The sequence below is a fragment of the Pseudomonas sp. NFPP12 genome, assembly GCF_900103205.1.
Classification (GTDB): Bacteria; Pseudomonadota; Gammaproteobacteria; order Pseudomonadales; family Pseudomonadaceae; genus Aquipseudomonas; species Aquipseudomonas protegens.
Window position 1 is genome coordinate 301,231 of sequence record NZ_FMWW01000003.1, and the last position, 22,783, is coordinate 324,013.

The following is a 22,783-nucleotide window of genomic DNA, read 5'->3' on the forward strand; positions in this document are numbered from 1 at the left end:
CTCTTCGCCGGCAAGCCGGCGCCTACGACAAGTTCAGATACCGGCGCGCAATACGCTGGCAGGTAGCGCCTCACCACGCTCGGCACTGGCGGCTACCGCCTCGATCAACACCGTCAGTTCATAACCCTGCTCTGCCAGCCACTGCTCATCGTAGTAGGTGGTCGCATAGCGCTCGCCCCCATCACACAGAATCGCCACGATCGACCCCGACTCGCCGGCCGCAACCATCTGCTGCGCGGCCATCAGCGCGCCGATCAGGTTGGTGCCGCTGGAGCCGCCAACCCGACGACCCAGGCGCTGGGCCAGATAATGCATGGCCGCCAGGGACAGGGCATCCGGCACCTTGACCATGGCGTCGATCACCTTGGGCAGGAACGAAGCCTCGACCCGTGGCCGGCCGATGCCCTCGATCCGCGAACCGCAGTCCAGGCGCAGGCTGGCGTCGCCACTCTGGTAATAGTCGAAGAACACCGAGCGCTCGGCGTCGGCACACAGCACCCGAGTGCAGTGCTGGCGATAGCGCACGTAGCGCCCCAGGGTCGCGGTGGTACCGCCCGTGCCCGGGCTGGAAATCAGCCAGCTGGGCTCCGGATAACGCTCGAAACGCAACTGCTGGAATATCGACTCGGCGATGTTGTTGTTGGCCCGCCAGTCGGTGGCGCGCTCGGCATAGGTGAACTGGTCCATGAAATGGCCGCCGCTCTCCCGGGCCAGGCGCTCGGACTCGGCGTAGATCTGCGTCGGGTCCTGCACCAGGTGGCTCTTGCCGCCATAGAAGGCGATCTGGGCGATTTTCTCCTGGGAAGTGGTCGCCGGCATCACGGCAATGAACGGCAGCCCCAGCAGCCGGGCGAAATAGGCTTCGGAGATCGCCGTGGAGCCACTGGAGGCCTCGATCACCGGCGCGCCGGGCTTGAGCCAGCCATTGCACAGGGCATAGAGGAACAGCGAGCGGGCCAGGCGATGCTTGAGGCTGCCGGTGGGATGGCTGGACTCATCCTTGAAATACAGCTCGATGCCCGGCAGGCCCGGCAACGGCAGCGGGATCAGGTGAGTGTCGGCGCTGCGCTGGAAGTCGGCTTCGATGATACGGATGGCCTCACGGGCCCACTGGCGATTGTCGCTCATGCTCTATTCTCGTTGGATCGCACGCCGTACCGGCGCAAGAAGATGAAATGCACCCAGCATAGGTGATCCAGGCTCGCGACGGGCAGGCGCCTTTTCCTGGAAAAAATGCCCCGTCAGCCGCTGCGGACGGACATGTTAGGAAATATCCTGCCCCCCTTACAGGTACAGCTATGAAGCAATTGGAAACACAACTGCAAGGGGGATTTTTCAGCAGCCCGCTTGCCTTCTGCATATAACAAAAAAGAATATAACTTTTGTTTTAACAACTAACTGTACGGGTTAGGGTGTGCCACCTTTTTAGTTTTTAGATGGAGAGCGACCTTGCCTCTGCGTAGCACTTTCACTCGTTTCTTTGCCATGGAAGCTGCCAGCGGTCTGTTATTGATCGCCGCTGCCATCCTGGCCCTGATTATCAACAACTCCCCCCTGTCCTGGCTGTACAACGGCCTGCTGGAGACCCCGGTGGTGGCCCAGGTTGGCGCCCTGAAGATCGCCAAGCCGCTGCTGCTGTGGATCAACGATGGCCTGATGGCACTGTTCTTCCTGCTGATAGGCCTGGAGGTCAAGCGCGAAGTGCTGGAGGGGCAGTTGGCCAAGCCGTCGCAGATCGTCCTGCCCGGCGCAGCGGCCATCGGCGGCATGCTGGTGCCAGCGCTGATCTACTGGTTCCTCAACCGTGACAACCCGCCCGCCCTCAATGGCTGGGCGATTCCCACCGCCACCGACATCGCCTTCGCCCTCGGGGTGCTGGCCTTGCTGGGCAAGCGGGTGCCGACCTCGCTGAAACTGTTCCTGATGACCCTGGCGATCATCGATGACCTGGGAGCGATCGTGATCATCGCGATCTTCTACTCCGGCACGCTGTCGACCCTGTCGCTGATGCTGGCTGGCGCCTGCATCGCCGCCCTGGTGGCGATGAACCGGATGGGCGTGGTCAAGCTCGGACCCTACATGATCATCGGCCTGATCCTCTGGGTCTGCGTGCTCAAGAGCGGGGTCCACGCGACCCTGGCCGGCGTGACCCTGGCCTTCTGCATACCCTTGCGCACCCGCAACGCCGAACCCTCGCCGCTCAAGGCGCTGGAACACGCCCTGCATCCCTGGGTGTCGTTCGGCATCCTGCCGCTGTTCGCCTTCGCCAATGCCGGGCTGTCGCTGAGCGGCGTGACCCTCGAAAGCTTCACCCACCATGTTCCCATGGGGATCGCGGTCGGCCTGCTGCTGGGCAAGACCATCGGCGTCTTCGGCCTGACCTGGATGGCAGTGAAAACCGGTATCGCTGCCTTGCCGTCCGGGGCCAACTGGGGCCAGGTGCTCGGCGTGGCAATTCTGTGTGGTATCGGCTTCACCATGAGCCTGTTCGTCGGCTCCCTGGCCTTCGAGCCCGGCAGCAGCGAATACGCCGGCATGGACCGCATGGGCATCCTGACCGGTTCACTGTTTGCGGCCCTGATCGGTTACGCCGTCACCGCCGCTGCCAGCCGCAGGAACAACACCCTGGCGTCCTGATCCGCAGCGCTTGGCCAGGCTGAAAACACAAAACCCCGACCAGTTGCCTGGCCGGGGTTTTGTTTTGTAGCAGGGAGGGTCAGCGGGTAACGCGGCTGGTACCGTTGACCGTCATGATGCGCACGCGGTCGCCCACGCGGAACACTTCGTTTTCCTGAACCTGCTGCACATAGGCACGCATGCTGCCGTCGTCTTCACGAACGGTGATTTCAACGCCCTGGGTACGGGTCAGGCCTTCTTCAGTGGCCGAGCCCAGCAGGCCGCCGGCTACTGCACCGATGACTGCGGTGACGATGCTGCCACGGCCACCGCCGATGGCGCTGCCGCCAACGCCGCCGATCACAGCACCTGCAGCGCCGCCGATCGGGGTCTTGGTGCCTTCGATTTTCACCGGACGCAGGGATTCGATGGTGCCCATGCGCACGGTTTGCACACGACGCGCTTCATCACGGGAATAGGAGTCACCGGTCAGGTTGGAGGCACAGCCACCGAGCAACATTGCCATCGTGGTGAAGGATGCAACCAGCAAAACAGACTTACGCATAGGATCAACTCCAAAGGACAGATAATCATTAGACTCCGCAGCTTGACGCCTGTCACGGCATCGCCCGGATAAAATTGCTTTCATTCAGCCAAAGTACAGGCTGTGTAAACGCCAGGCTTTCTCATTACGGTAGCTCCAGCTCCCTGCATAGCGCCACCGAACAAAGGATTTTCCATGGACTACTTCATCATCATCGCGACCACCGCTGCAGGCTTGTATTTCCACTGGTGGCTGTATGTACGCATCAAGCGTTGGACCGATCGGGACCTGGCCCTCTCCCTGGCCGGAACCGATGCCCAGAAGAAGCAATTCATGCTCGAGCAACTGGCCGAGGCCCAGCGCCAGAAAGTAAAACGCCGGGACCTGCCGCAATGGCTGGAAGCCGCTGCGGCCGGCTACCCCGGCGAGTGACCTGCAATCCGATCAAGGAGCCAGACGTTCGCGGACCCACTCCTGGCCTTGCAGGCGATAGTTCAAACGGTCATGCAGTCGGCTGGGGCGCCCCTGCCAGAACTCGATGCGCTCCGGCAGCAGGCGATAACCACCCCAGTGTTCCGGGCAATCGGGCTGGCTATCGCTGAAGCGAGCCTCAGTGGCCTTGAGCAACTCTTGCAGTTCGTCACGATCGGCGATCACCCGGCTCTGCGGTGAAGCCCAGGCTCCCAGCCGGCTGCCCAGGGGACGCACCTGATAATAGGCATCGGACTCCTGTGGAGTGACCTTGACCACCCGTCCTTCAATCCGCACCTGACGCTCCAGGGTCGGCCAGAAGAACGTCATGGCGGCGAAGGGCCGTGCAGCCAGCTGCTGGCCCTTGGCGCTCTCGTAGTTGGTGAAGAAGGTGAAGCCCTGCTCATCCAGGCCCTTGAGCAACAGGATGCGGCAGTGAGGGCGACCATCGGTATCGACGGTCGCCACGGTCATGGCATTGGCTTCCACCGGCGGTTGCTCGGTTTTCACCGCATCGGCGAACCACTGGTGGAACAGCGCAAAAGGTTCAGCCGGGGCCTGCGCCTCGGACAAGCCGTCGCGAGTGTAGTCGCGGCGCATATCAGCCAGGGACTGAGTCATGCCTGCTTCCTTATCCTTGAAAATCAGTTTTTAGCCTGGGCGGTAGCCGTTGCGGTCTTCGAAGAGGCGGCGGCCTTCTTCACCGGAGCCTTCTTGGCTGCCGGCTTCTTGGCCACGGTAGCCTTCTTCGCAGGCGCCGCTTTCTTGGCAGAAGCCGCGGGTACTGGAGGCACGGCATCCTGTACGGCAACCATTTCAGTCTCGGAAGGCGTCGGCTGGTTGTACTTGCTCAGCAGGCCCAGCATGGTGCTGCGCTGGGTCAGCATGATTTCCACCCGACGGTTCAGCGAGCGACCCTGGGGGCTGTCGTTGGCGGCACGCGGCATCACCGAACCCATGCCACGCAGCATCAGGCGGTCCTGCTTCAGGCCGCTGAGGCTGAAGATCGCCGCTACGGACTGGGCACGATCACGGCTCAGCTTCTGGTTGGCCAGGGTCGGGCCGGTGGCGTCGGCATGGCCGAGAATCAGTACGGCAGTCTTCGGATCACCTTCCACCGCCTTGGCGACGCGGGTGAACGGACCCAGGGTGACCGGCAGCAACATGGCTGGACGATCCGGGTTGAACGAGGCATCTACCAACGCAGTGACCACCAGCACGTTTTCACGACGCTCGATCTGCAGCTTGCTGTCCTTCACCGCTTCGCGCAGGCGTGGCTCGTAGTCGTCCAGCCAGGCCTGGGTGATTTTCGGGTCGGGCATCGGGATGTCCGCCACATTGACCTTGCTCAAAGGCTTGGGCTGGCTCTTGGGGAACGGCCACCACCAGTGGGTTTCGGAGTCGGCTGCCGCTGCCACTGCCGGCGCTGGGGCAGGCTCGGCCTTCTTCGCTTCGGCCACTGGCTTGTCGGAAGAATCCTTGGAGGAGAACGGCCACCACCACTTGCTGCTCTCGGCCTTGGCGGCAGGAGCGGCAGGGGCTGCGGCAACGACCGGCGCTGGAGCTGGAGCGGGCTCGGCAGCAGCGACAGGCGCCGGCTTGGCGCCAGCAGCGGCCTTGGCCGCAGGGGCCGGGTGCTTGCCAGCGGCTGTGTTCTTGGCAGCAGGGGCCGGTGCAGCGGCCTTGGCTACTACCGCAGGCTTGCTTGCAGAAGCGGCAGGTGCGGCTTCAGTGGTGGCAACCGGCTTTTCAGGCGCAGCTGCGGTTTCCTTGCTGCTGGCCTTATCGGAGCCGAATGACCACCAATGGCCGCCATCCGCTTCATTTTGTGGGGTTTGCGCGCAACCGGTAACGGTCAGGCAGATGGCCAAGGCTAGAGACTTGTTCGACGACATGGGATATCCACAAAATGAGATAAAAAATTCGGTCTAAACAACCGTTACAAACAGACGCTTGGAAATTATAAAAGCCACAGGGTTCCATCCTGCAGCTTTCCAAGCATGTTTAAGCAAAAAAGTTCTTAACAGCAACCTTTTTACAGACAATCCGACAAAACCCGCACCAGCTTCTGTGCCCGAGGGTCCATCAATACATAGGGCCCCAGGGTATTTGTCACAAAACCGAACGCCACATCATGCTCCGGGTCAGCAAAACCGATGGAGCCCCCTGCCCCCGGATGCCCGAACGCCCGCGCGCCAAGGCCAAAGGTGGCATTGGCTACCTGGGGCTGATCGAGCATGCAACCCAGGCCGAAGCGGGTCTGGGTCAGCAACGTCTTGTCCATGCCCAGGCTGTGTTCCCGAGTCAGCTCTTCGAGCATGTCGGCTTCCAGCAAACTGCCGTCCAGCAGGCCGCTGTAGAACCCGGCGAGGCTGCGGGCATTGCCGTGGCCGTTGGCCGCCGGCTGCTGCATGCGCCGCCACTCGGGTTTATTGGTGCTGGTCAGGATAGACGGTGGGTTGGTAAACGCCCGAGTACTCATCGCATCGGGTTCGCGCATGGTGACTTGCAGCAGGCGCTGGGCCGCAGCATCGCCGATATTGCCCTTGCCACGGGCGATATGCGCCACGCGGTAGAACTCCTCATCGGCCAGGCCGACATGGAAGTCCAGTCCCAAAGGCCTGGCGACCCGGGCCACGATGGACTCCCCCGGCCCGCGCCCATCGGCACGCCGGATCAACTCGCCCACCAGCCAGCCATAGGTGATGGCTGCGTAGCCGTGCCCCTCACCGGGCGTCCACCAGGGCTGCTCGGCGGCCAGGGCATCGACCATGGTCTGCCATTCGTACAGGGCTTGCGCGGGCAACAGCTCGCGTACTGCCGGCAGGCCGGCCTGATGGCAGAGCAACTGGCGCAAAGTAATGGCTGCCTTGCCCGCCGCGGCGAATTCCGGCCAGTAGTCGGCCACGGGAGCATCCAGCTTGAGCTTGCCCTCGGCCACCAACTGCAGGGCGGTGACCGCGGTAAAGGTCTTGGTGCAGGAGAACAGGTTGGCAATGGTGTCGCTGTGCCAGGCCTCGGCGCCGTCCTTGTCCGCGGTACCGGCCCACAGGTCGATGACGGTTTCCCCGCCGACCTGGATGCACAGCGCCGCGCCACGCTCCTGGGAGTCCTCGAACAGGGCCGCGAACGCCTCGCGTACCGCTTCGAATTTAAGCTCGTAATGACCTTGAATCTGCACCCCTGACTCCCCCTGCAACAATGCTCGACAACGTGGCGCGCATTGTTCCAGCCCCGAAGGCATTTGGGAACAGCCGGCGAGCTGCCGGCTATCACCGGCAAACCCTCGTTTCAGAGGGCTGCCCGGGGTTTCCCGGAAAGCCGCTCAGGCCTTGTGAATGTCAATGACCGTTGCCGGCATGGCCTCCGGCGTGCCCGCCCGGGCCCTTGCCGGCGCGGCCTTTGTCAGCACCATCGCCCCCATGCTCGCCAGCCACGGCCTGCTCCGCCTCGACCCGAGCCTGCTCCGCGGCCTTGCCCAACTGGTCAATGGCCTGCAGGTTGCTCTTGCGCACGCTGTCGACAAAGCCCTGGAACGGCACATCGGTGATGCCCACCAGGCCGAAATGGCCGTTTTCACCGTCCAGCAAGCGCCCGGTCACCGGCTGGTCCAGGTACTGGAACCAGTGCACGCCGACAATCGACGGCTCGCTGACCGCCTGCTTGAGGAAGTTGGCATAGGCCGGGCCACGGTCCTCTTCCCGGGCCAGCTCGGTCACACCGCCCCAGAACGGACCGCGATCCCGGGAACCGAAGTTGAACTCGGTCACCAGTACCGGCTTGTCGAGGCTGCGCAGGTAGGCAAAGTCCTGACCGTCCTGGGGCTTGAGGGTGTACATGTTGAAGCTCAGGACATCGCAGTACTGGGCGCAGGAAGCCACGGCCTCAGGGTTGCTCACGGCAAACCGCCCGCCCAGCAGCAGGTGATTGGGGGCGTGCCATTTCAGCGAGTCGGAGATGGTCTTGAAGTAGGTATCGGCGAAGACCTTCTGGAAATACTTGAAATCGGCCTCGATCTCCGGGTGCTCCGGGCTCGGCAACGGCGGCACGAACCCCGGGTCTTCCATCAACTCCCAGGCCGGCAGGTCGATGCCCCAGGCTTTCGACAGCCCGGCCTGGTTGCGGTACTTGTCCCGCAGTTGCTTGAGAAACGCGCGCTTGGCCGGTACGTCGGTGGTCAGGCGCAGGGTGCCGTAGGCCAGGGCATAGCGGGATTTGGCATCGTCGCCGGGGCCAGCCCAGGCCAATTCGTTGTCGGCAAAGTAGCCGATCAGCCAGGGGTCGTCCCGATGGTCGCGGGCGGCAATGGCGACGGCACGTTCGGTGGCCATGGCAAAGCGCGGGTCGAAAGGATCCGGCATGCCGCCCCACCAGTCACTGCCGGTGCTGATGCTGGCGTAATCACCCACGATCGACAGCGGCAAGGTGTAAGGCACCCGGTCGGCCAGCCCCAGGGCCGGAGCGCTCCAGTTGCCGATGGTATTGAAGCCCCAGGCCTGCAAGCGGTCCAGGGTGTGGCCAACCCAGCGTTTCTGGTCGAAGGCCGGTGCCACGCAAGGAGTTGCCCGGGGCGCCGGCGAGGTGTCGGCCGGCGCCTGCTGCGCAGTGGCACTGTCCGCGGTGCAGGGCTTGCCGTAGGTTCGTTGCAGGTTGGCCTGATAGAAGTCATACCAGCGCCCTGAACCATAGCCACGGCCCTGGTCGGCGCCATTGCCGCCACGGTTGTCGCCTTGACCGTAATACGCCGCCAGGGGTTCGTCGTCCTTGGGCAAGGCGCCGAACATCCATTCCCGGCCCGCAACATAGGTCTGGTTGTTGTCGGGCGCCACAGTATTGACCCCCAGGGAATAGAACGGATGCCCCTGCGGGGTCACGAGGAACCAGCGGCCATCTCGTTTTTCCGTGCGAAAGAAACCGCTGGCCTTAAAGCTCGGCCCCTTGTTCCAGCCACCGTAGCTGTCCAGCGAAGCCTTCTCGCGCTCCCCCAGCCAGCCCTGGAGCTGTTGTTGCTCCTTGGCGTCGGCCGCCTTGAGCTGATCGTCGCTGGTGATCTTTTCCGGCCAGCGGGCCCGGGTCGATTGACCGTAGGCATCCACCAGGGAACCGTAGACCGCCTTGATCACCCCCTCGCCGTCCTGCACGCCGAAACGCTCCAGCAGAATGCTCTGGGCCGCCTTGGGGTTGTCCATGGACAAGGTCACCGACACCACCTGGCTGCGATCCAGTTGCCCTTCACTGCTGGCCAGCAGGATGCGCTGGCCGTCCAGGGTCATCGGCATCGGTGGCGCGGCCTTCATGCCCTGGCTCAGCGGACTGCTGGCCACCAGCGGCACCAGCAGGGTCTGCGCCGGGCCGGCCGGCAGGTCGACGCGGCTGACCAGGGTCTTGCCATCATTGCTCTGGATGGTCACGTAGAGGGTCAGGGCCCAGTTCATCGCGCTCTGGATACGCAGGCTCATCATCCCCGACTGTGACCAGTCCCAGGCCCCGCTCTGGGGCGCCAGGCTCAGGCTCGGCCGGCTCGTGGGGTTGAAGATGATGCGCCGCAGCACTTCGCCTTCGGCCGTTTGCTCTGCGTTGGATTGCGGCAGGCTGGCATCCTGTGTCGCCACCTGCACCACAGCAGCAGGTCGGACAAAGTTGAACAGCGTCTGTTGTCCGGCAGGGGCCGCCCAGACGGGCGCGGCAAACAACAGGGCAAATACAGCGGGCAACGAACGGCGAATCATATGAACCTGGCTCTCCCTAAAGACCGATGAACGGCCGGTGCTGAAGCGGTGACATGAAATAGACAGCACGGCACGCAAATATGCGGGCCGTGCTTAAGATATTTCTCGGCGAAACGGCGGCAAGGCATTGAGGATAGCCTTGCCATAGCGCTGGGTGACCAGACGGCGGTCCAGCAGAGTGATGGTGCCGCGGTCCTGTTCGGTGCGCAGCAGGCGACCGCAGGCCTGGACCAGCTTGAGGGATGCATCCGGCACCGAGATTTCCATGAACGGGTTGCCGCCACGGGCTTCGATCCACTCCGCCAGCGCCGCCTCCACCGGGTCATCCGGCACCGAGAACGGGATCTTGGCGATCACCACGTGTTCGCAGTAGGCCCCGGGCAAGTCAACCCCTTCGGCGAAACTCGCCAGGCCGAACAGCACGCTGGAATCGCCACCGTCGACCCGCGCCTTGTGCTTGTTCAGGGTTTCCTGCTTGGACAGGTTGCCCTGGATGAACACCTGCTTGCGCCAGTCCCGGTCCAGGCCGTCGAACACGTCCTGCATCTGCTTGCGCGAGGAGAACAGCACCAGGGTGCCCCGCGAGCCCTCCACCAGTTCCGGCAGGTCGCGAATGATCGCCGCGGTATGCGCCGGCGCGTCCCGCGGGTCGGCCCGCAGGTCGGGCACCCGCAGCACCCCGGCATCGGCATGGTGGAAAGGGCTCGGCACCACGGCGGTCACGGCCTTTTTCGGCAGGCCGGCGCGCATGCGGAAACGGTCGAAAGTGCCCAGGGCAGTCAGGGTCGCCGACGTAACCAGGGCACCGTAGGCCACGTTCCACAGATTGCGCCGGAGCATTTCCGCAGCGAGGATCGGGCTGGCGTTGACCTCGATGTCGAACAGCGAGCCGCTTTCGGCCAGGGTCAGCCAACGGGCCATGGGCGGATTGTCTTCCGGGTCCTCGATGGTGAACGCGGTCCACAGCTCCCAGTTGCCCGAGGCACGGGCCAGCAGGCTGCCGAACAGCGGGTACCACTCTTCGGCCTGGTTGCTGGCGATACCGATGTTGACCTCGCCATCCATGCCTTCCTTGAGCAACTCGGTCAGGCGGGTGAACAGGTCGGTGAGACGGGAAAAGCCCTTTTTCAGCTCCAGGCCCATCTCGCGCATGTGCTCGGGGATCAGCCCGCCGACAAAACGGTGGCGTGGCCGCTCGCGGCCTTCCATGTCCTCGCCGGTGCGGAAATCAGCGATCTGCTCGCAGGCGGTGAACATGAACTGCTGCTGGGTCTTGATCTCCCGCGCCAGCTCCGGCACCTGCTCGATCAGGCGCCCCAGATCACCCGGCAACGGGTGCTGGGCCAGCAGCTTGGTGAGGTTCTTGGCGGTCTGCTCCAGCCAGTCGGCAGTGGAGCGCAGGCGGGTGTAATGGGCGAAGTGGCCAATGGCCTTGTCCGGCAGGTGGTGACCTTCGTCGAACACATAGAGAGTGTCGCGCGGGTCCGGCAGCACGGCGCCGCCGCCCAGTGCCAGGTCGGCCAGGACCATGTCGTGGTTGGTGACAATCACATCGACCTTGCCCATGCCTTCCCGAGCCTTGTAGAAGGCGCACTGGCCGAAGTTCGGGCAATGGCGGTTGGTGCACTGGCTGTGGTCGGTGGTCAGGCGCGCCCAGTCGGCGTCTTCCAGGGCAGTGGGCCAGCTGTCGCGGTCGCCGTCCCATTTATTGCCGGCGAGTTTTTCGATCATGCTGGTGAACAGCTTCTGGCTGGCTTCATCCACTTCGATCTTGAAGCCTTCTTCCTCGAACAGCTGGGCCGTGGCGGTCTGGGCGTGGCCTTCCTGGAGCAGCATGTCGAGCTTGGACAGGCACATGTAGCGACCGCGGCCCTTGGCCAGGGAGAAGCTGAAGTTCAGCCCGCTGTTGCGCATCAGGTCGGGCAGGTCCTTGTAGACGATCTGCTCCTGCAGGGCGACGGTGGCGGTAGCGATCACCAGGCGCTTGCCGGCGGCCTTGGCCGTGGGAATCGCCGCCAGGCTGTAGGCCACGGTCTTGCCGGTACCGGTGCCGGCTTCCACGGCGACCACCGCCGGGTCGCCACTGCGCCGGCCTTCGTCGTCGGTGTCGATATCACCCAGGACCTTGGCCACTTCGGCGATCATCAGGCGCTGGCCGTAACGCGGCTTGAGGCTCTTGGCTTCGAGAAAACGCGAGTAGGCGCCCTGGATCGTGGTTTTGAGTTCGTTGCTGATCATGGTTTTTCGGGCGCACAAAACGCTGGATAAATTTTCAGTGGTTCGAATCGGCCGCTATCATACCCCGCTAATTCATCCCGCGCAGAACGGAGTACCCGAATGACCCCTTTCGCCCTTGCCTACACCCTGCATGTCCTGGCCGCCCTGGTCTGGGTCGGCGGCATGTTCTTCGCCTGGATGGTCCTGCGCCCGGCGGCCATGGTGGCCCTGGAGGGGCCGGCGCGGCTGAAGCTGTGGGCGCAAGTGTTTCCGCGTTTTTTCGTCTGGGTGTGGATCGCCGTGGTGCTGTTGCCGATCAGCGGTATCGGCCTGCTGCATTTGCGCTTCAGCGGCTTTGAAACCGCGCCCAAGTATGTGCAGATCATGATGGGCCTGTACCTGGTGATGACCGCCCTGTTCATCCGCATCCAGTCCCTGCAGTTGCCGGAGCTGCGCAAGGCAGTAGCGGCCGAGGATTGGCCCGCTGGCGCCGCGGCGCTGGGCAAGATCCGCCGGCTGGTGGGCAGCAACCTGATCATCGGCCTGGTGCTGGTCGCCCTGGCGGCGGCCCGGCCGACCTTCTGAAAACAGGCCGCCCGCTACAGAAGCGGGCGGCCGGGCAAGGTTCAACGCAAACGTTACGTTACAGGCGCTGCACCGTCAGCGCGCCAGGCTCGCCGGCCGGGCCGGGCTGCCCCTGGGCGCCGGGCCGTCCGCTCTTGCCACCGTCGGTGCGGTACACCAGGCAGCCCTTGGACTTGCCGCCCGCACCCGGCTTGCCACCGGCACCGGCCAGCCCGCCTGCGCCACCATCGACCCAGACCTTGATCTGCTCGCTGGGGAAGTCCCGCGGCAGTTCCACCCGGACCTGGGCGCCTGCCGCACCAGGACGGCCATCGCCGCCATTGTCACCGTCAGCCCCACGCCCCGCGCTGCCCCAGGCGCAGCCCGGTTCCTGGCCATTGGCGCCATCCAGACCGACATAACCCGGCGCACCGGCACCGCCCCGGGCATCCACGGACAGCATCTCGGCCTGTAACGACTCAATGCGCAGGTTCAGGTTGCGCCCCGGCTTGGCGGCCTTCAGGTAGGTACCCGGCGCGCCGCGGGAAGTGATCTGGCTGCCCGCTTCCAGCTCCGCACGGCGAACAGTCAAGTGCAGGCTCTGTTCGGTAGGGACGATGGCGATCCGCGCCTCATGCCCCAGCCGCAGTTCGTCCACCTTGAGTTCGGTGACATTGGCCGGGATCAGCAAGGTGCCATAGTCCGCCACTTCCAGCCGCTCCAGTTGCAGAGTGCTGGCGGTATTGGGCAGACGCATCAGGGAGTTGGTTTCGACCTTGACCACCTGGGCCATGGCCAGGGGGCTGCAGAAAAGAGCCAGCAGGCAGAGCTTACGCATGGTCGGCCTCGACAACGACAGGAGCAGGAAGAGTCTGCAGGTGGAAGATCCCCACCAGCAGGATGTACAGCCGGTCACGCCAGGGATGTGGCCGATCCTTGAGGCTGCCGTTGAACAGCAGCAGTTCCAGCAAATGGGTCAGCAGCAACAGGCTGCCCGCCAGATTCACTAGAAGATGCAGCGGGTTGATCAACGGCCTGGCCAGGTTGATCAGCACCACCAACCAGAAAACCAAGGTCAGAAACTTCCCCAGCCCCCATAAAACCTTCATACGCTCCCCTCGTAAATTATTCTTTGCGCGCACAGTAACGACTTATCCCGGGGGTAAGCCAGAGGGGAATGAAAATTCTTCACGAAGTGGCTGTTTAGCCACCGGATCGACGAGGATCGCCCGTTACAGACAGGCTGAGCCCATCGCCGAGAAGGCACCGGGATCAAAGGCTCCTGCGCCATCAGCACGGCCCTGGCACAGGAGCAGAGGCGGCCACGTGCGGCTCGTCGCCGCACAGGCCCTGGGGTTTCAGCGGTTGATCTGGATTTCCGTACGACGGTTCATCGCCCGGCCTTCGGCGGTCTTGTTATCCGCCACTGGCTTGCTTTCACCGGCGCCGGTTACCGAGACGAAGCTGCTGCGGGGAATGCCGTTGCTGATCAGGTACTCCACGACCGAGTGGGCGCGCTTGTCCGAGAGTTTCTGGTTGTAGGCATCGCTGCCGACGCTGTCGGTATGGCCGGTCACTCGCAGTTGGGCACTCGACGCCTCCTGTTTCAGTCGGGTGACGATGGTGTTGAGCTTGGTTTTGTCGGCATCGGTCAGCTTGGCCGAGTCGAAATGGAAGTGCACATCACGAATGACAATGGTTTCTTCCTTGACCACTACCACCTCTTCTACCACTGGTGGCGGTGGTGGGCAGCCGTTGGCATCGACCTGGACGCCTCTGGGTGTGTGGGGGCACTTGTCGCGGCTGTCCGGCACGCCATCGCCGTCCTCGTCGCCATCACCTTTTACCCAGCAGTACGCACCCGCCAGGCCACCGACTACCAGTGCGCCGCCGCCCGCCCACGAGGAGCTTTCGGTGGCGCCCAGCGCCGCGCCCGTGACGCCACCTACCGCGGCGCAGATCGGCCAGTCGGTTTTCTGCAAACCTGCACAACCAGTCAACACACTGGTTAACAGAACCAGGGGTACTGCCGTCCGAATGATGCTCATCTGATTTCTCCTGAGGGATCGGCTCAAGGCCGATTCACGGAGTAAAGACCGCGCATTTCATCTGCGCCAGCACCTTGCTATCACCGGTTTCGCCCTGTAAACACGGGAGGTTCGCCGATTTAGTGGTGAACCGCTCTAGGCCCGCAGATGCCGGCACGCTAGTCTTTAGCGTTCTGACCGAGGAGCTAAGATGAGCGCCGGCATTTCCAACCGTACCCCGCAGCAGGCCCTGGCGGCTTTGCTGGATCGCTACGCACCACAACAGCTGCTGCTGATCGGTGCCAGCGACTTCCCTGCCCTGGCTGCCTTCAAGGAGGCCCACCCCACGACCCAAGTGGCCCAGGCGGTACCCGGCCCTCTGCCTGCGCAACTGGCAGCGCGGCGTTTCGACCTGGCCCTGGCCGTGGATTGCCTGGAGCACTTGCCCAAGCGCGACGGCCTGAACCTGCTTGGGGGCATTCGCAACCTCAATGCCAGCCGGATCGCCGTACTGGCCGATCTGCAGGCCTGCGGCTGGCAGGAAACCGACTTCTATTCCCTGGCGTTGCAGGCCAGCGAACGCTTTCAGCGCGATGAACAGGTCCTGACCCTGTTCACCTACGATCTGCTTGAATACAAGCAAGTGCCCGATTGGCTCAATTCACGATTCTGGGCAAACCCGGAAAACTTTGGAAAGTATTGGTGGTAACACAATGAGTGCCTCGATTTGTCCCTGCGGCAGCGGCAACCTGCTGGATGCCTGCTGCGGCCATTACCATGCCGGCCATCCCGCGCCCTGCGCGGAAGCCCTGATGCGTTCGCGCTACAGCGCCTATGTGCTGGGGCAGGTGGATTACCTGCTGGCCACCACCCTGCCGGCGCAACAGGCGGGCCTGGATCGCCAGTCCATCAGCGACTGGAGCGCCCAAAGCACCTGGCTGGGGTTGCAGGTCGAAAGCTCGGAAGTCTTCGGCGGCCAGCCCGAGCATGCCTTTGTCACCTTTACTGCCCGCTGGCACGACAGCCAGGGCGAGCATAGCCACCGCGAACGCTCATCCTTCGTGCAGAACCAGGGACGCTGGTATTTCATCGACCCCACGGTTCCCCTCAAATCCGGCCGCAACGACGCCTGCCCCTGTGGCAGCGGGCACAAGTTCAAGAAGTGCTGCGCCAGCTACTTCAGCCGCTGAGCCGCGACTGGCCGATACCAACCCGGGCCCAGGATGGGCACCGGCATCCAGAGGGATTCTTGCAATGATCGGTGAGCTGCGTGCGTTACGAACCTTGTGCCTGCTCGGCGCGCTGGGCCTGACGGGGTGTGCCTCCTGGTTCAGCGATGAGTCCGTCGACCCGACGGTGCATCTGGTCAAGGTCGAGGTGGTCAAGGCCAACCTGCTGGAACAACGCTTCACCCTGCACCTGCGGGTGGATAACCCCAACGACAGCGACCTGACCGTGCGTCGCCTGACCTACAAGGTCTACCTGGAGCGCTTCCTGCTCAGCGAAGGCGAGCACGAACACTGGTTCACCGTCACGCCCCACAGCAGCCGCTTTTTCAAGGTGCCGGTGCGGACCAACCTGTGGCCGCAGATCCGCGATGTGGTGAAATTGCTGCGCAAGCCCGAGCGACCTATCCCCTACCGCCTCGAAGGGAAACTGGAAATCGGATTATTCATCGGCCAGGACGTGCACCTGAAGCGCAATGGCGTGATAATTCCCGGCGATTTTATCCCGGAGTAACCCGCAATGACCCAGCAACCTCATGTCCATGGCCCTGACTGCAACCACGATCATGACCATCACGATCACGACCATGGCCATGTTCACGGCCCGCACTGCAACCACGCTCACCAGGAGCCGGTACGCAACGCACTGAAAGACGTTGGCCGCAACGACCCTTGCCCATGCGGCAGCAGCAAGAAATTCAAGAAGTGCCACGGCGCCTGACCTGAGCGCGGGCGGGGCCTGCCTGAGCACTTGCGCCTTCAGCTGCGCCCGGTCTCCTGGGCCAGCAACTGCGCCAGGTCCAGGACGGTGGCGTACTCGCCATCCAGATTGGCCAGCGACATGGCATGCACCTCCTCGGCACTACGGGCCCGACCGCTGAAGTCGGGCTTGTCGAAGGTGTAGCAGGCGTCGGCCACCACCCACACGGCAAAGCCCAGGTTGCCAGCCGTACGCGCCGTCGACTCCACAGAGTTGTTGGTGGCGACACCGACAATCACCAACCCGGCAATCCCCTCGCGCCGCAAATCCGCTTCCAGCGAATTGGCGCAAAACGCATCCGGCACCTGCTTCTGAACCCGCCATTCCCCGTCCCGGGGCTCAAAGCACGGTTGAAACTCCACCCCCGACTGCCCGGGCCAGAACACCGAATCCGGCGAACGCGACAGGTGTTGCACATGGATCACCGGCCAGCCGCGGGCGCGCCAGTGGGCCAGCAGTTCGAGCATCCGCACCTGCGCCTCGGGGTTGTTGCGCGGGCCAAGCCGAGGCTGGAGGATGCCTTGCTGCTGGTCGATGAGCATCAGTGCGGTGCTGGCCGGAAGGGGCATGTTTTTCTCTGTCGAGGTCATTGAATTTGCCGCACTTGAGCATCACTTAGCTGTTCAGGCAAGCCATCGAATGCAGACAGGACGACCTAATGCCGGAGTTTGCTGTCCTTAAGCACAGATACATCCCAATTGGAGCGTTCCATGATCGACCTGTATTACTGGACCACCCCCAACGGCCACAAGATCTCCCTGTTCCTGGAAGAAGCCGGCCTGCCCTACACCCTGTACCCGGTGAACATCGGCCTGGGTGAGCAATTCAAGCCCGAATTCCTGAAGATCGCGCCCAACAACCGCATTCCGGCGATCGTTGACCACCAACCCGTCGATGGCGGCCAGCCACTGTCGCTGTTCGAGTCCGGGGCGATCCTGTTGTACCTCGCGGAAAAGACCGGCCAGTTCCTGCCCCAGGACCTGCGCGGGCGCCAGGAAGCCCTGCAATGGCTGTTCTGGCAGATGGGCGGGCTGGGACCGATGGCTGGGCAGAATCATCACTTCAGCCAGTTCGCCCCGGAAAAGATCCCCTACGCCATCAAACGTTATGTGGATGAAACCGCGCGCCTGTACGGCGTGCTCGATCGACGCCTGGCGGACCGCAAGTTCGTCGCCGGCAGCGACTACAGCATTGCCGACATGGCGATCTATCCCTGGATCGCTTCCTACAAGAAGCAGAGCCAGAAACTCGAGGACTTCCCGCATCTGCACCGCTGGTTCAACAGCATCCAGGCCCGGCCGGCTACCGAGCGGGCCTATGCCTTGGTAGAGCAGGTCAATCCCGCCTCCTGAGCCTTGTGCCTGCAGGAGCTGGCTTGCCAGTCACGGTGCCCGCAAGGGCCAGCCAAGGCCAGAAGGCCTCTTCGCCGGCAAGCCGGCTCCTACGGGTTTTGCCAGGCGCTGACGCGCCAGCGATCGCTATTTGCAGCGTCGTCGAGAAATACCTCCTGCCCCCGCTTGCGCGGCACTCGCCTGCTCACTAACGTAGCGCCTTTATCGACGCTACCCCCCGCAGGAGCTTTGCCATGGCCTCGCCAGCCTTCTCACATTTTCTTCCCCGGTTCGGCGTTGCCGCGGCAGTGGCCAGTGCTCTGAGCCTGGCCGGTTGCCAGTCCTGGAACACTCAAGACACCCTGCCCCCCACCTCTGGCGTGCAACCGCTCAAGGGCCTGGCACAGAACGTTTCCGTGCGGCGCAACGCGGTCGGCGTACCGCTGATCGAAAGCAGCAGCTTCCATGACGCCCTGTTCACCCTGGGCTATGTGCACGCCAGCGACCGCATTGGCCAGATGGTGACCCTGCGCCTGCTGGCACAGGGCCGCCTGGCCGAAATGTCCGGTGCCGACGCACTGGAAGTGGACCGCCTGATGCGCGCGATCAACCTGAAGAAAAGCGCCGATGAGCTGTACAAGGCTTCGTCGCCACGGATCAAGCGCTTCTTCGAGGTCTATGCCCGGGGCGTCAACGCCTACCTGTTCCGCTATCGCGACAAGCTGCCGCCGGACCTGGCAGCCCAGGGCTACACCCCCGAATACTGGAAAGCCGAGGATTCGGCGCTGATCTTCTGCCTGCTGAACTTCGGCCAGTCCGCCAACCTGCAAGAAGAGATCAACGCCCTGGTGCTGGCGCAGAAAGTCGGCAGCGACAAACTGCCGTGGCTGACTCCGAGCTATCCCGATGAACCCCTGCCCTTGGCCGAAGCGGACAAACTCAAGGGCCTGAATCTCACTGTGCCGGGCCTGAACGAAGTCAGCCGCGCCATCAACCGTCTGGCCCAGCTCAACAGCCTGGGCACCCGCGGCGGCAGCAACCTGGCCATCGCCCCACAGCGCAGCCGCACCGGCCGCAGCCTGCTGGCCGCCGACAGCCACCTGCAAGCCTGGTACTACGCCCAGATCCGCGCGCCGAAATACCAGGCCGCTGGCGCGTCCATCGCTGGCCTGCCGGCGATTCTCCAGGGCTTCAACGGCAAGGTGGCCTGGAGCATGAGCTCGGTGGAGGGAGACAACCAGGACCTGTTCCTGGAAAAGCTCAAGCGCCAGGGCAACGCCCTGTACTACCAGAACAACGGCAAATGGCAGCCGGTGACCGTGCGCAACGAAACCTATTTCGTCAAAGGCCAGCGGCCGATTCGCGAAGCCGTGTACGAGACCCGCCATGGCCCGCTGCTCAACAGCGCCCTGGGGGCAGCGCTCGGTAACGGTTTCGGCCTGGCCCTGCAGACGCCGGAGCTCAAGGACGACAAGACCCTGGATGCCTTCTTCGACCTGTCCCGGGCGCAGAACGTCGAGAAGGCCTCGGATGCCAGTCGGGAAATCCGCGCCATCGCCCTGAACATGGTGTTTGCCGACGCCAGCAACATCGGCTGGCAGGTCACCGGGCGCTTCCCCAACCGCCGCGAAGGCGAAGGCTTGCTGCCCTCACCGGGTTGGGATGGCCGTTACGACTGGGACGGCTACGCCGACCCGATGCTCCACCCCTACGACCAGGACCCGCCCCAGGGCTGGATCGCCACCGCCAACCAGCGAGTGATCTCGCGGGGCTACGGCATGCAGCTTTCCAATTCCTGGCACGCCCCGGAACGGGCCGAGCGCATGGCCGGTCTGGCCTCCAGCGGCAAGCAGGACAACCGCAGCCTGATCGCCCTGCAGTACGACCAAAGCACCCTGTTCGCCGCCAAACTGAAAAAGATGTTCGAAGCTCCGGGCATGGCCCAGCCGCTGAAGCAGGCCATCGAGGCCTTGCCCGATACCGAACGCGCCAAGGCCAGGGAAGCCTATAGCCGCTTGCTCGCGTTCGACGGCAAGGTCAGCGCCGGCTCGGCCGACGCGGCGTTGTACGAATTGTTCCTGCAGGAGAGCGCCAAGCAAATCTTCCTCGACAAGCTCGGCCCCGAGTCCAGTGACGCCTGGCAAGCCTTCGTCGCCAACGGCAACCTTTCCTACTCGGCCCAGGCCGACCACCTGCTGGGCCAGGAAGACAGCCCGTTCTGGGACGATTCGCGCACCGCGCAAAAGGAAGACAAGCCAGCCATCCTCGCCCGCAGCCTGGCAGCCGCCATCAGCTCCGGCGAGCAACTGCTGGGCGCCGACCGCAAGGCCTGGCAATGGGGCAAGCTGCACAGCTACCAGTGGACCAACGCCAATGGCCGGCAGATCCGTGGCCCGCTTCAGGCCGGAGGCGACCACAACACCATCAACAGCGCCGCGTACCGTTGGGGGCAGGATTTTGCCATCACCGATACACCGGCCCTGCGCCTGATCGTGGATTTCGGCCTCAGCGAACCCTTGATGGGCCTCAACAGCAGCGGCCAGTCCGGCAACCCGGTGAGCCCCAACTATGCCAACGGCATCGACGGCTGGCTCAAGGCCCAGTACCTGAGCCTGCCGATGCAACCGCAGAACTTCGAGCGCAGCTACGGCAAGACCCGCCTGACCCTGGTTCCAGGCAAGTAACCTTCCCCCACCCGCTTGCACGTCCTGTGCAAGCGGGCCTGCTCCAAAACGAACAGCTCACCGGCGCCCTCAACCGCGCTTGGCACTGGCAGCCCTGTCAGTTCGCCCATCGTAGATTGCCCACCCCTTCGCACCTTATTGGCGCCTGCCAAAAATCACGCCCCATCTCGGCGCACGGGTTCCCTCGTGTCGCTGCTTTCCAGCGCTTTTAAAACACCTGTTCGGGACTCTGGTTCGGAAATTGCTACTTTCATTAAGTCTTATGCGGTCCAGTAACAGTACTCATGCGCCACAAGCGCTCATATTGGTTCTTAGGGATTGAATAATGAAAAAAGCATTGCTGACCCTTTCTGCATTGGCTCTCTGCATGGCCGCCGGCTCCGCGCTGGCCAAGGAATACAAGGAACTGCGCTTCGGCGTCGACCCTTCCTACGCCCCCTTCGAATCCAAGGCCGCCGACGGCAGCCTGGTGGGTTTCGACATCGACCTGGGCAATGCCATCTGTGCCGAGCTGAAGGTCAAGTGCAAGTGGGTCGAAAGTGACTTCGACGGCATGATTCCAGGCCTCAAGGCCAATAAATTCGACGGTGTGATCTCGTCCATGACCGTCACCCCGGCTCGCGAGAAAGTCATCGACTTCTCCAACGAACTGTTTTCCGGCCCCACCGCATTCGTGTTCAAGAAAGGCTCGGGCCTGAGCGAAGACACCGCCTCGCTCAAGGGCAAGACCGTCGGCTACGAGCAGGGCACCATTCAGGAAGCCTACGCCAAGGCCGTGCTGGACAAGGCCGGGGTCAAGACCCAGGCCTATCAGAACCAGGACCAGGTCTATGCCGACCTGACTTCCGGGCGTCTCGATGCCTCGATCCAGGACATGCTGCAGGCCGAACTGGGCTTCCTCAAGTCACCGCAAGGCGCTGACTATGAGATCAGCAAGCCGGTGGACGACCCACTGCTGCCGGCCAAGACCGCGGTGGGTATCTCGAAAGGTAACAAAGAGCTGAAAGCGCTTCTGGATAAAGGTATCAAAGCGTTACACGATGATGGCACCTACGCCACCATCCAGAAAAAACACTTCGGTGACCTGAACCTCTACAGCGGTAAATAACCTGTCGGCGCCCATCCTCGATGGGCGCCTTTTTTATCGCTACGGGTCACAGATCAATGCTCGAAGAACTTCTAAAAAACCTGGGGCTTTCCGAACTCAGCCTGAAGGGTTTCGGCCCTCTGCTGCTGGAAGGTACCTGGATGACCATCAAGTTGTCGGTGTTGTCGCTGCTGGTCAGCGTTTTGCTGGGCCTGATCGGCGCCAGCGCCAAATTGTCCAGCGTTGCCCTGCTGCGGGTTCCGGCCCAGCTCTACACCACCCTGATCCGCGGCGTGCCGGACCTGGTCCTGATGCTGCTGATTTTCTACAGCCTGCAAACCTGGTTGACCTCCTTTACCGATTTCATGGAGTGGGACTACATCGAGATCAACCCCTTCAGCGCCGGGGTGATCACCCTGGGTTTCATCTATGGCGCCTACTTCACCGAAACCTTTCGCGGGGCGATCCTTGCCGTGCCCCGGGGCCAGGTGGAAGCGGCCACCGCCTATGGCCTGAAACGCGGCCAGCGCTTTCGCTTCGTGGTCTTTCCGCAAATGATGCGCTTTGCCCTGCCAGGCATCGGCAACAACTGGATGGTGATGCTCAAGGCCACGGCCCTGGTGTCGATCATTGGCCTGGCCGACCTAGTCAAGGCTGCCCAGGACGCCGGCAAGAGCACCTACCAACTCTTCTACTTCCTGGTTCTGGCGGCGCTGATCTACCTGTTGATCACCAGTGCCTCCAACTTTGTCCTGCGCAGGCTTGAACGGCGTTACGCCGCCGGCGCCCGGGAGGCCGTGCGATGATCGAACTCCTGCAGGAATACTGGCGTCCCTTCCTTTATAGCGATGGCTACCACGTGACCGGCCTGGCCATGACCATGTGGCTGCTCAGTGCCTCGATCTGCATCGGCTTTTTGGTGTCGATCCCGCTGTCCATCGCCCGGGTCTCGCCCAAGCGCTACATCCGCTGGCCGGTGCAGTTCTACACCTACCTGTTTCGTGGCACACCGCTCTATATCCAGTTGCTGATCTGCTACACCGGGATCTACAGCATCGCCGCGATTCGCGCACAGCCAGTCCTGGATGCGTTCTTTCGCGATGCAATGAACTGCACCATCCTTGCCTTCGCCCTGAACACCTGCGCCTACACCACGGAGATCTTCGCCGGGGCGATCCGCAGCATGGCCCACGGCGAAGTCGAAGCGGCCAAGGCCTATGGCCTGAGCGGCTGGAAGCTGTACGCCTACGTGATCATGCCCTCGGCCCTGCGCCGCTCGTTGCCCTACTACAGCAACGAAGTGATCCTGATGCTGCACTCCACCACCGTGGCCTTCACTGCGACCATTCCCGACATCCTGAAAATCGCCCGGGACGCCAACTCGGCGACCTTCCTGACCTTTCAGTCGTTCGGCATCGCCGCCATCATCTACCTGTGCGTGACCTTCGCCCTGGTGGGCCTGTTCCGCCTCGCCGAACGCCGCTGGCTGGCTTTCCTCGGGCCGACCCACTAGGACTTGCTGCAGGA

23 protein-coding genes are annotated in these 22,783 nt (G+C 63.2%); 12 read left to right on the forward strand and 11 right to left on the reverse strand.

Annotation, left to right across the window (positions count from 1 at the left end; translation table 11 throughout):
• Nucleotides 1–33: 33 nt before the first annotated feature.
• Nucleotides 34–1,128 carry a PLP-dependent cysteine synthase family protein gene (locus BLS75_RS14165; RefSeq protein WP_072451118.1) on the reverse strand — a complete coding sequence of 365 codons (1,095 nt, stop codon included), beginning with the start codon at nt 1,126–1,128 and terminating at the stop codon, nt 34–36.
• A gap of 321 nt (nt 1,129–1,449) precedes the next feature.
• On the opposite strand from BLS75_RS14165, the gene nhaA reads away from it, so the two are divergent.
• Nucleotides 1,450–2,637 carry a Na+/H+ antiporter NhaA gene (gene nhaA / locus BLS75_RS14170; protein WP_011059628.1) on the forward strand — a complete coding sequence of 396 codons (1,188 nt, stop codon included), beginning with the start codon at nt 1,450–1,452 and terminating at the stop codon, nt 2,635–2,637.
• A gap of 79 nt (nt 2,638–2,716) precedes the next feature.
• Here nhaA and BLS75_RS14175 read toward each other — a convergent pair whose 3' ends face one another.
• On the reverse strand, nt 2,717–3,181 hold the full coding sequence (locus tag BLS75_RS14175) for an outer membrane lipoprotein (RefSeq protein WP_011059627.1): 465 nt from the start codon (nt 3,179–3,181) through the stop codon (nt 2,717–2,719).
• Between the two features lie 174 nt (nt 3,182–3,355).
• Here BLS75_RS14175 and BLS75_RS14180 point away from each other — a divergent pair, with 174 nt between their 5' ends.
• Nucleotides 3,356–3,592: a hypothetical protein gene (locus BLS75_RS14180; protein ID WP_072451119.1), complete on the forward strand. Its 237-nt coding sequence runs from the start codon at nt 3,356–3,358 to the stop codon at nt 3,590–3,592.
• A gap of 12 nt (nt 3,593–3,604) precedes the next feature.
• On the opposite strand, the gene pdxH is transcribed toward BLS75_RS14180, so the two are convergent.
• The 5 genes from pdxH to dinG form a co-directional block, all read right to left on the reverse strand.
• A complete protein-coding gene (gene pdxH, locus BLS75_RS14185) occupies nt 3,605–4,252 on the reverse strand; it encodes a pyridoxamine 5'-phosphate oxidase (RefSeq protein WP_011059625.1) in 648 nt (215 codons plus the stop codon).
• 23 nt (nt 4,253–4,275) lie between these two features.
• The gene (locus BLS75_RS14190; protein ID WP_015634402.1) at nt 4,276–5,526 is read right to left on the reverse strand and encodes an OmpA family protein; all 1,251 of its coding nucleotides are present in this window, start codon (nt 5,524–5,526) and stop codon (nt 4,276–4,278) included.
• A 140-nt stretch (nt 5,527–5,666) separates the two neighbouring features.
• Nucleotides 5,667–6,812: an EstA family serine hydrolase gene (locus BLS75_RS14195; protein WP_019094465.1), complete on the reverse strand. Its 1,146-nt coding sequence runs from the start codon at nt 6,810–6,812 to the stop codon at nt 5,667–5,669.
• A 160-nt stretch (nt 6,813–6,972) separates the two neighbouring features.
• Nucleotides 6,973–9,360: a beta-galactosidase gene (locus tag BLS75_RS14200; protein WP_072451120.1), complete on the reverse strand. Its 2,388-nt coding sequence runs from the start codon at nt 9,358–9,360 to the stop codon at nt 6,973–6,975.
• Nucleotides 9,361–9,453: 93 nt separating this feature from the next.
• A complete protein-coding gene (gene dinG, locus BLS75_RS14205) occupies nt 9,454–11,598 on the reverse strand; it encodes an ATP-dependent DNA helicase DinG (protein ID WP_015634399.1) in 2,145 nt (714 codons plus the stop codon).
• A gap of 99 nt (nt 11,599–11,697) precedes the next feature.
• Here dinG and BLS75_RS14210 point away from each other — a divergent pair, with 99 nt between their 5' ends.
• Entirely contained in the window at nt 11,698–12,162 is a 465-nt protein-coding gene (locus BLS75_RS14210) for a CopD family protein (protein ID WP_011059620.1), read from the forward strand.
• A gap of 58 nt (nt 12,163–12,220) precedes the next feature.
• On the opposite strand, the gene BLS75_RS14215 is transcribed toward BLS75_RS14210, so the two are convergent.
• The 3 genes from BLS75_RS14215 to BLS75_RS14225 all read right to left on the reverse strand — a co-directional run bounded on the left by BLS75_RS14215 (nt 12,221) and on the right by BLS75_RS14225 (nt 14,189).
• A complete protein-coding gene (locus tag BLS75_RS14215; RefSeq protein WP_072451121.1) occupies nt 12,221–12,979 on the reverse strand; it encodes a hypothetical protein in 759 nt (252 codons plus the stop codon).
• Nucleotides 12,972–13,250: a DUF1145 domain-containing protein gene (locus BLS75_RS14220; protein ID WP_011059618.1), complete on the reverse strand. Its 279-nt coding sequence runs from the start codon at nt 13,248–13,250 to the stop codon at nt 12,972–12,974. The genes BLS75_RS14215 and BLS75_RS14220 overlap by 8 nt, the downstream gene beginning before the upstream one ends.
• A gap of 249 nt (nt 13,251–13,499) precedes the next feature.
• Entirely contained in the window at nt 13,500–14,189 is a 690-nt protein-coding gene (locus BLS75_RS14225) for a PA1041 family peptidoglycan-binding anchor lipoprotein (RefSeq protein WP_011059617.1), read from the reverse strand.
• 190 nt (nt 14,190–14,379) lie between these two features.
• On the opposite strand from BLS75_RS14225, the gene BLS75_RS14230 reads away from it, so the two are divergent.
• The 4 genes from BLS75_RS14230 to BLS75_RS14245 all read left to right on the forward strand — a co-directional run bounded on the left by BLS75_RS14230 (nt 14,380) and on the right by BLS75_RS14245 (nt 16,115).
• Entirely contained in the window at nt 14,380–14,877 is a 498-nt protein-coding gene (locus BLS75_RS14230) for a DUF6231 family protein (protein ID WP_072451122.1), read from the forward strand.
• Nucleotides 14,878–14,881: 4 nt separating this feature from the next.
• Nucleotides 14,882–15,358 (forward strand): YchJ family protein, encoded by a 477-nt coding sequence (locus BLS75_RS14235; RefSeq protein ID WP_011059615.1) that lies wholly within the window; start codon nt 14,882–14,884, stop codon nt 15,356–15,358.
• Nucleotides 15,359–15,422: 64 nt separating this feature from the next.
• Entirely contained in the window at nt 15,423–15,908 is a 486-nt protein-coding gene (locus BLS75_RS14240) for an LEA/WHy family protein (RefSeq protein WP_072451123.1), read from the forward strand.
• A 6-nt stretch (nt 15,909–15,914) separates the two neighbouring features.
• Complete coding sequence (locus BLS75_RS14245; RefSeq protein ID WP_007923047.1) at nt 15,915–16,115, forward strand: SEC-C metal-binding domain-containing protein; 201 nt, start codon at nt 15,915–15,917, stop codon at nt 16,113–16,115.
• 38 nt (nt 16,116–16,153) lie between these two features.
• Here the strand turns inward: BLS75_RS14245 and BLS75_RS14250 are convergent, their stop codons facing one another.
• On the reverse strand, nt 16,154–16,723 hold the full coding sequence (locus tag BLS75_RS14250) for a cysteine hydrolase family protein (RefSeq protein ID WP_072451124.1): 570 nt from the start codon (nt 16,721–16,723) through the stop codon (nt 16,154–16,156).
• 141 nt (nt 16,724–16,864) lie between these two features.
• Between BLS75_RS14250 and BLS75_RS14255 the strand changes: the two genes are divergently transcribed.
• From BLS75_RS14255 to BLS75_RS14275, 5 genes are all read left to right on the forward strand, one after another.
• Nucleotides 16,865–17,506 (forward strand): glutathione binding-like protein, encoded by a 642-nt coding sequence (locus BLS75_RS14255; protein WP_072451125.1) that lies wholly within the window; start codon nt 16,865–16,867, stop codon nt 17,504–17,506.
• A 233-nt stretch (nt 17,507–17,739) separates the two neighbouring features.
• The gene (locus BLS75_RS14260; protein ID WP_053149396.1) at nt 17,740–20,169 is read left to right on the forward strand and encodes a penicillin acylase family protein; all 2,430 of its coding nucleotides are present in this window, start codon (nt 17,740–17,742) and stop codon (nt 20,167–20,169) included.
• A gap of 325 nt (nt 20,170–20,494) precedes the next feature.
• Complete coding sequence (locus tag BLS75_RS14265) at nt 20,495–21,277, forward strand: transporter substrate-binding domain-containing protein (RefSeq protein ID WP_011059610.1); 783 nt, start codon at nt 20,495–20,497, stop codon at nt 21,275–21,277.
• Between the two features lie 56 nt (nt 21,278–21,333).
• Nucleotides 21,334–22,062 (forward strand): ABC transporter permease, encoded by a 729-nt coding sequence (locus tag BLS75_RS14270; protein ID WP_072451126.1) that lies wholly within the window; start codon nt 21,334–21,336, stop codon nt 22,060–22,062.
• Nucleotides 22,059–22,769: an ABC transporter permease gene (locus tag BLS75_RS14275; protein ID WP_011059608.1), complete on the forward strand. Its 711-nt coding sequence runs from the start codon at nt 22,059–22,061 to the stop codon at nt 22,767–22,769. The genes BLS75_RS14270 and BLS75_RS14275 overlap by 4 nt, the downstream gene beginning before the upstream one ends.
• Nucleotides 22,770–22,783 lie beyond the last annotated feature (14 nt).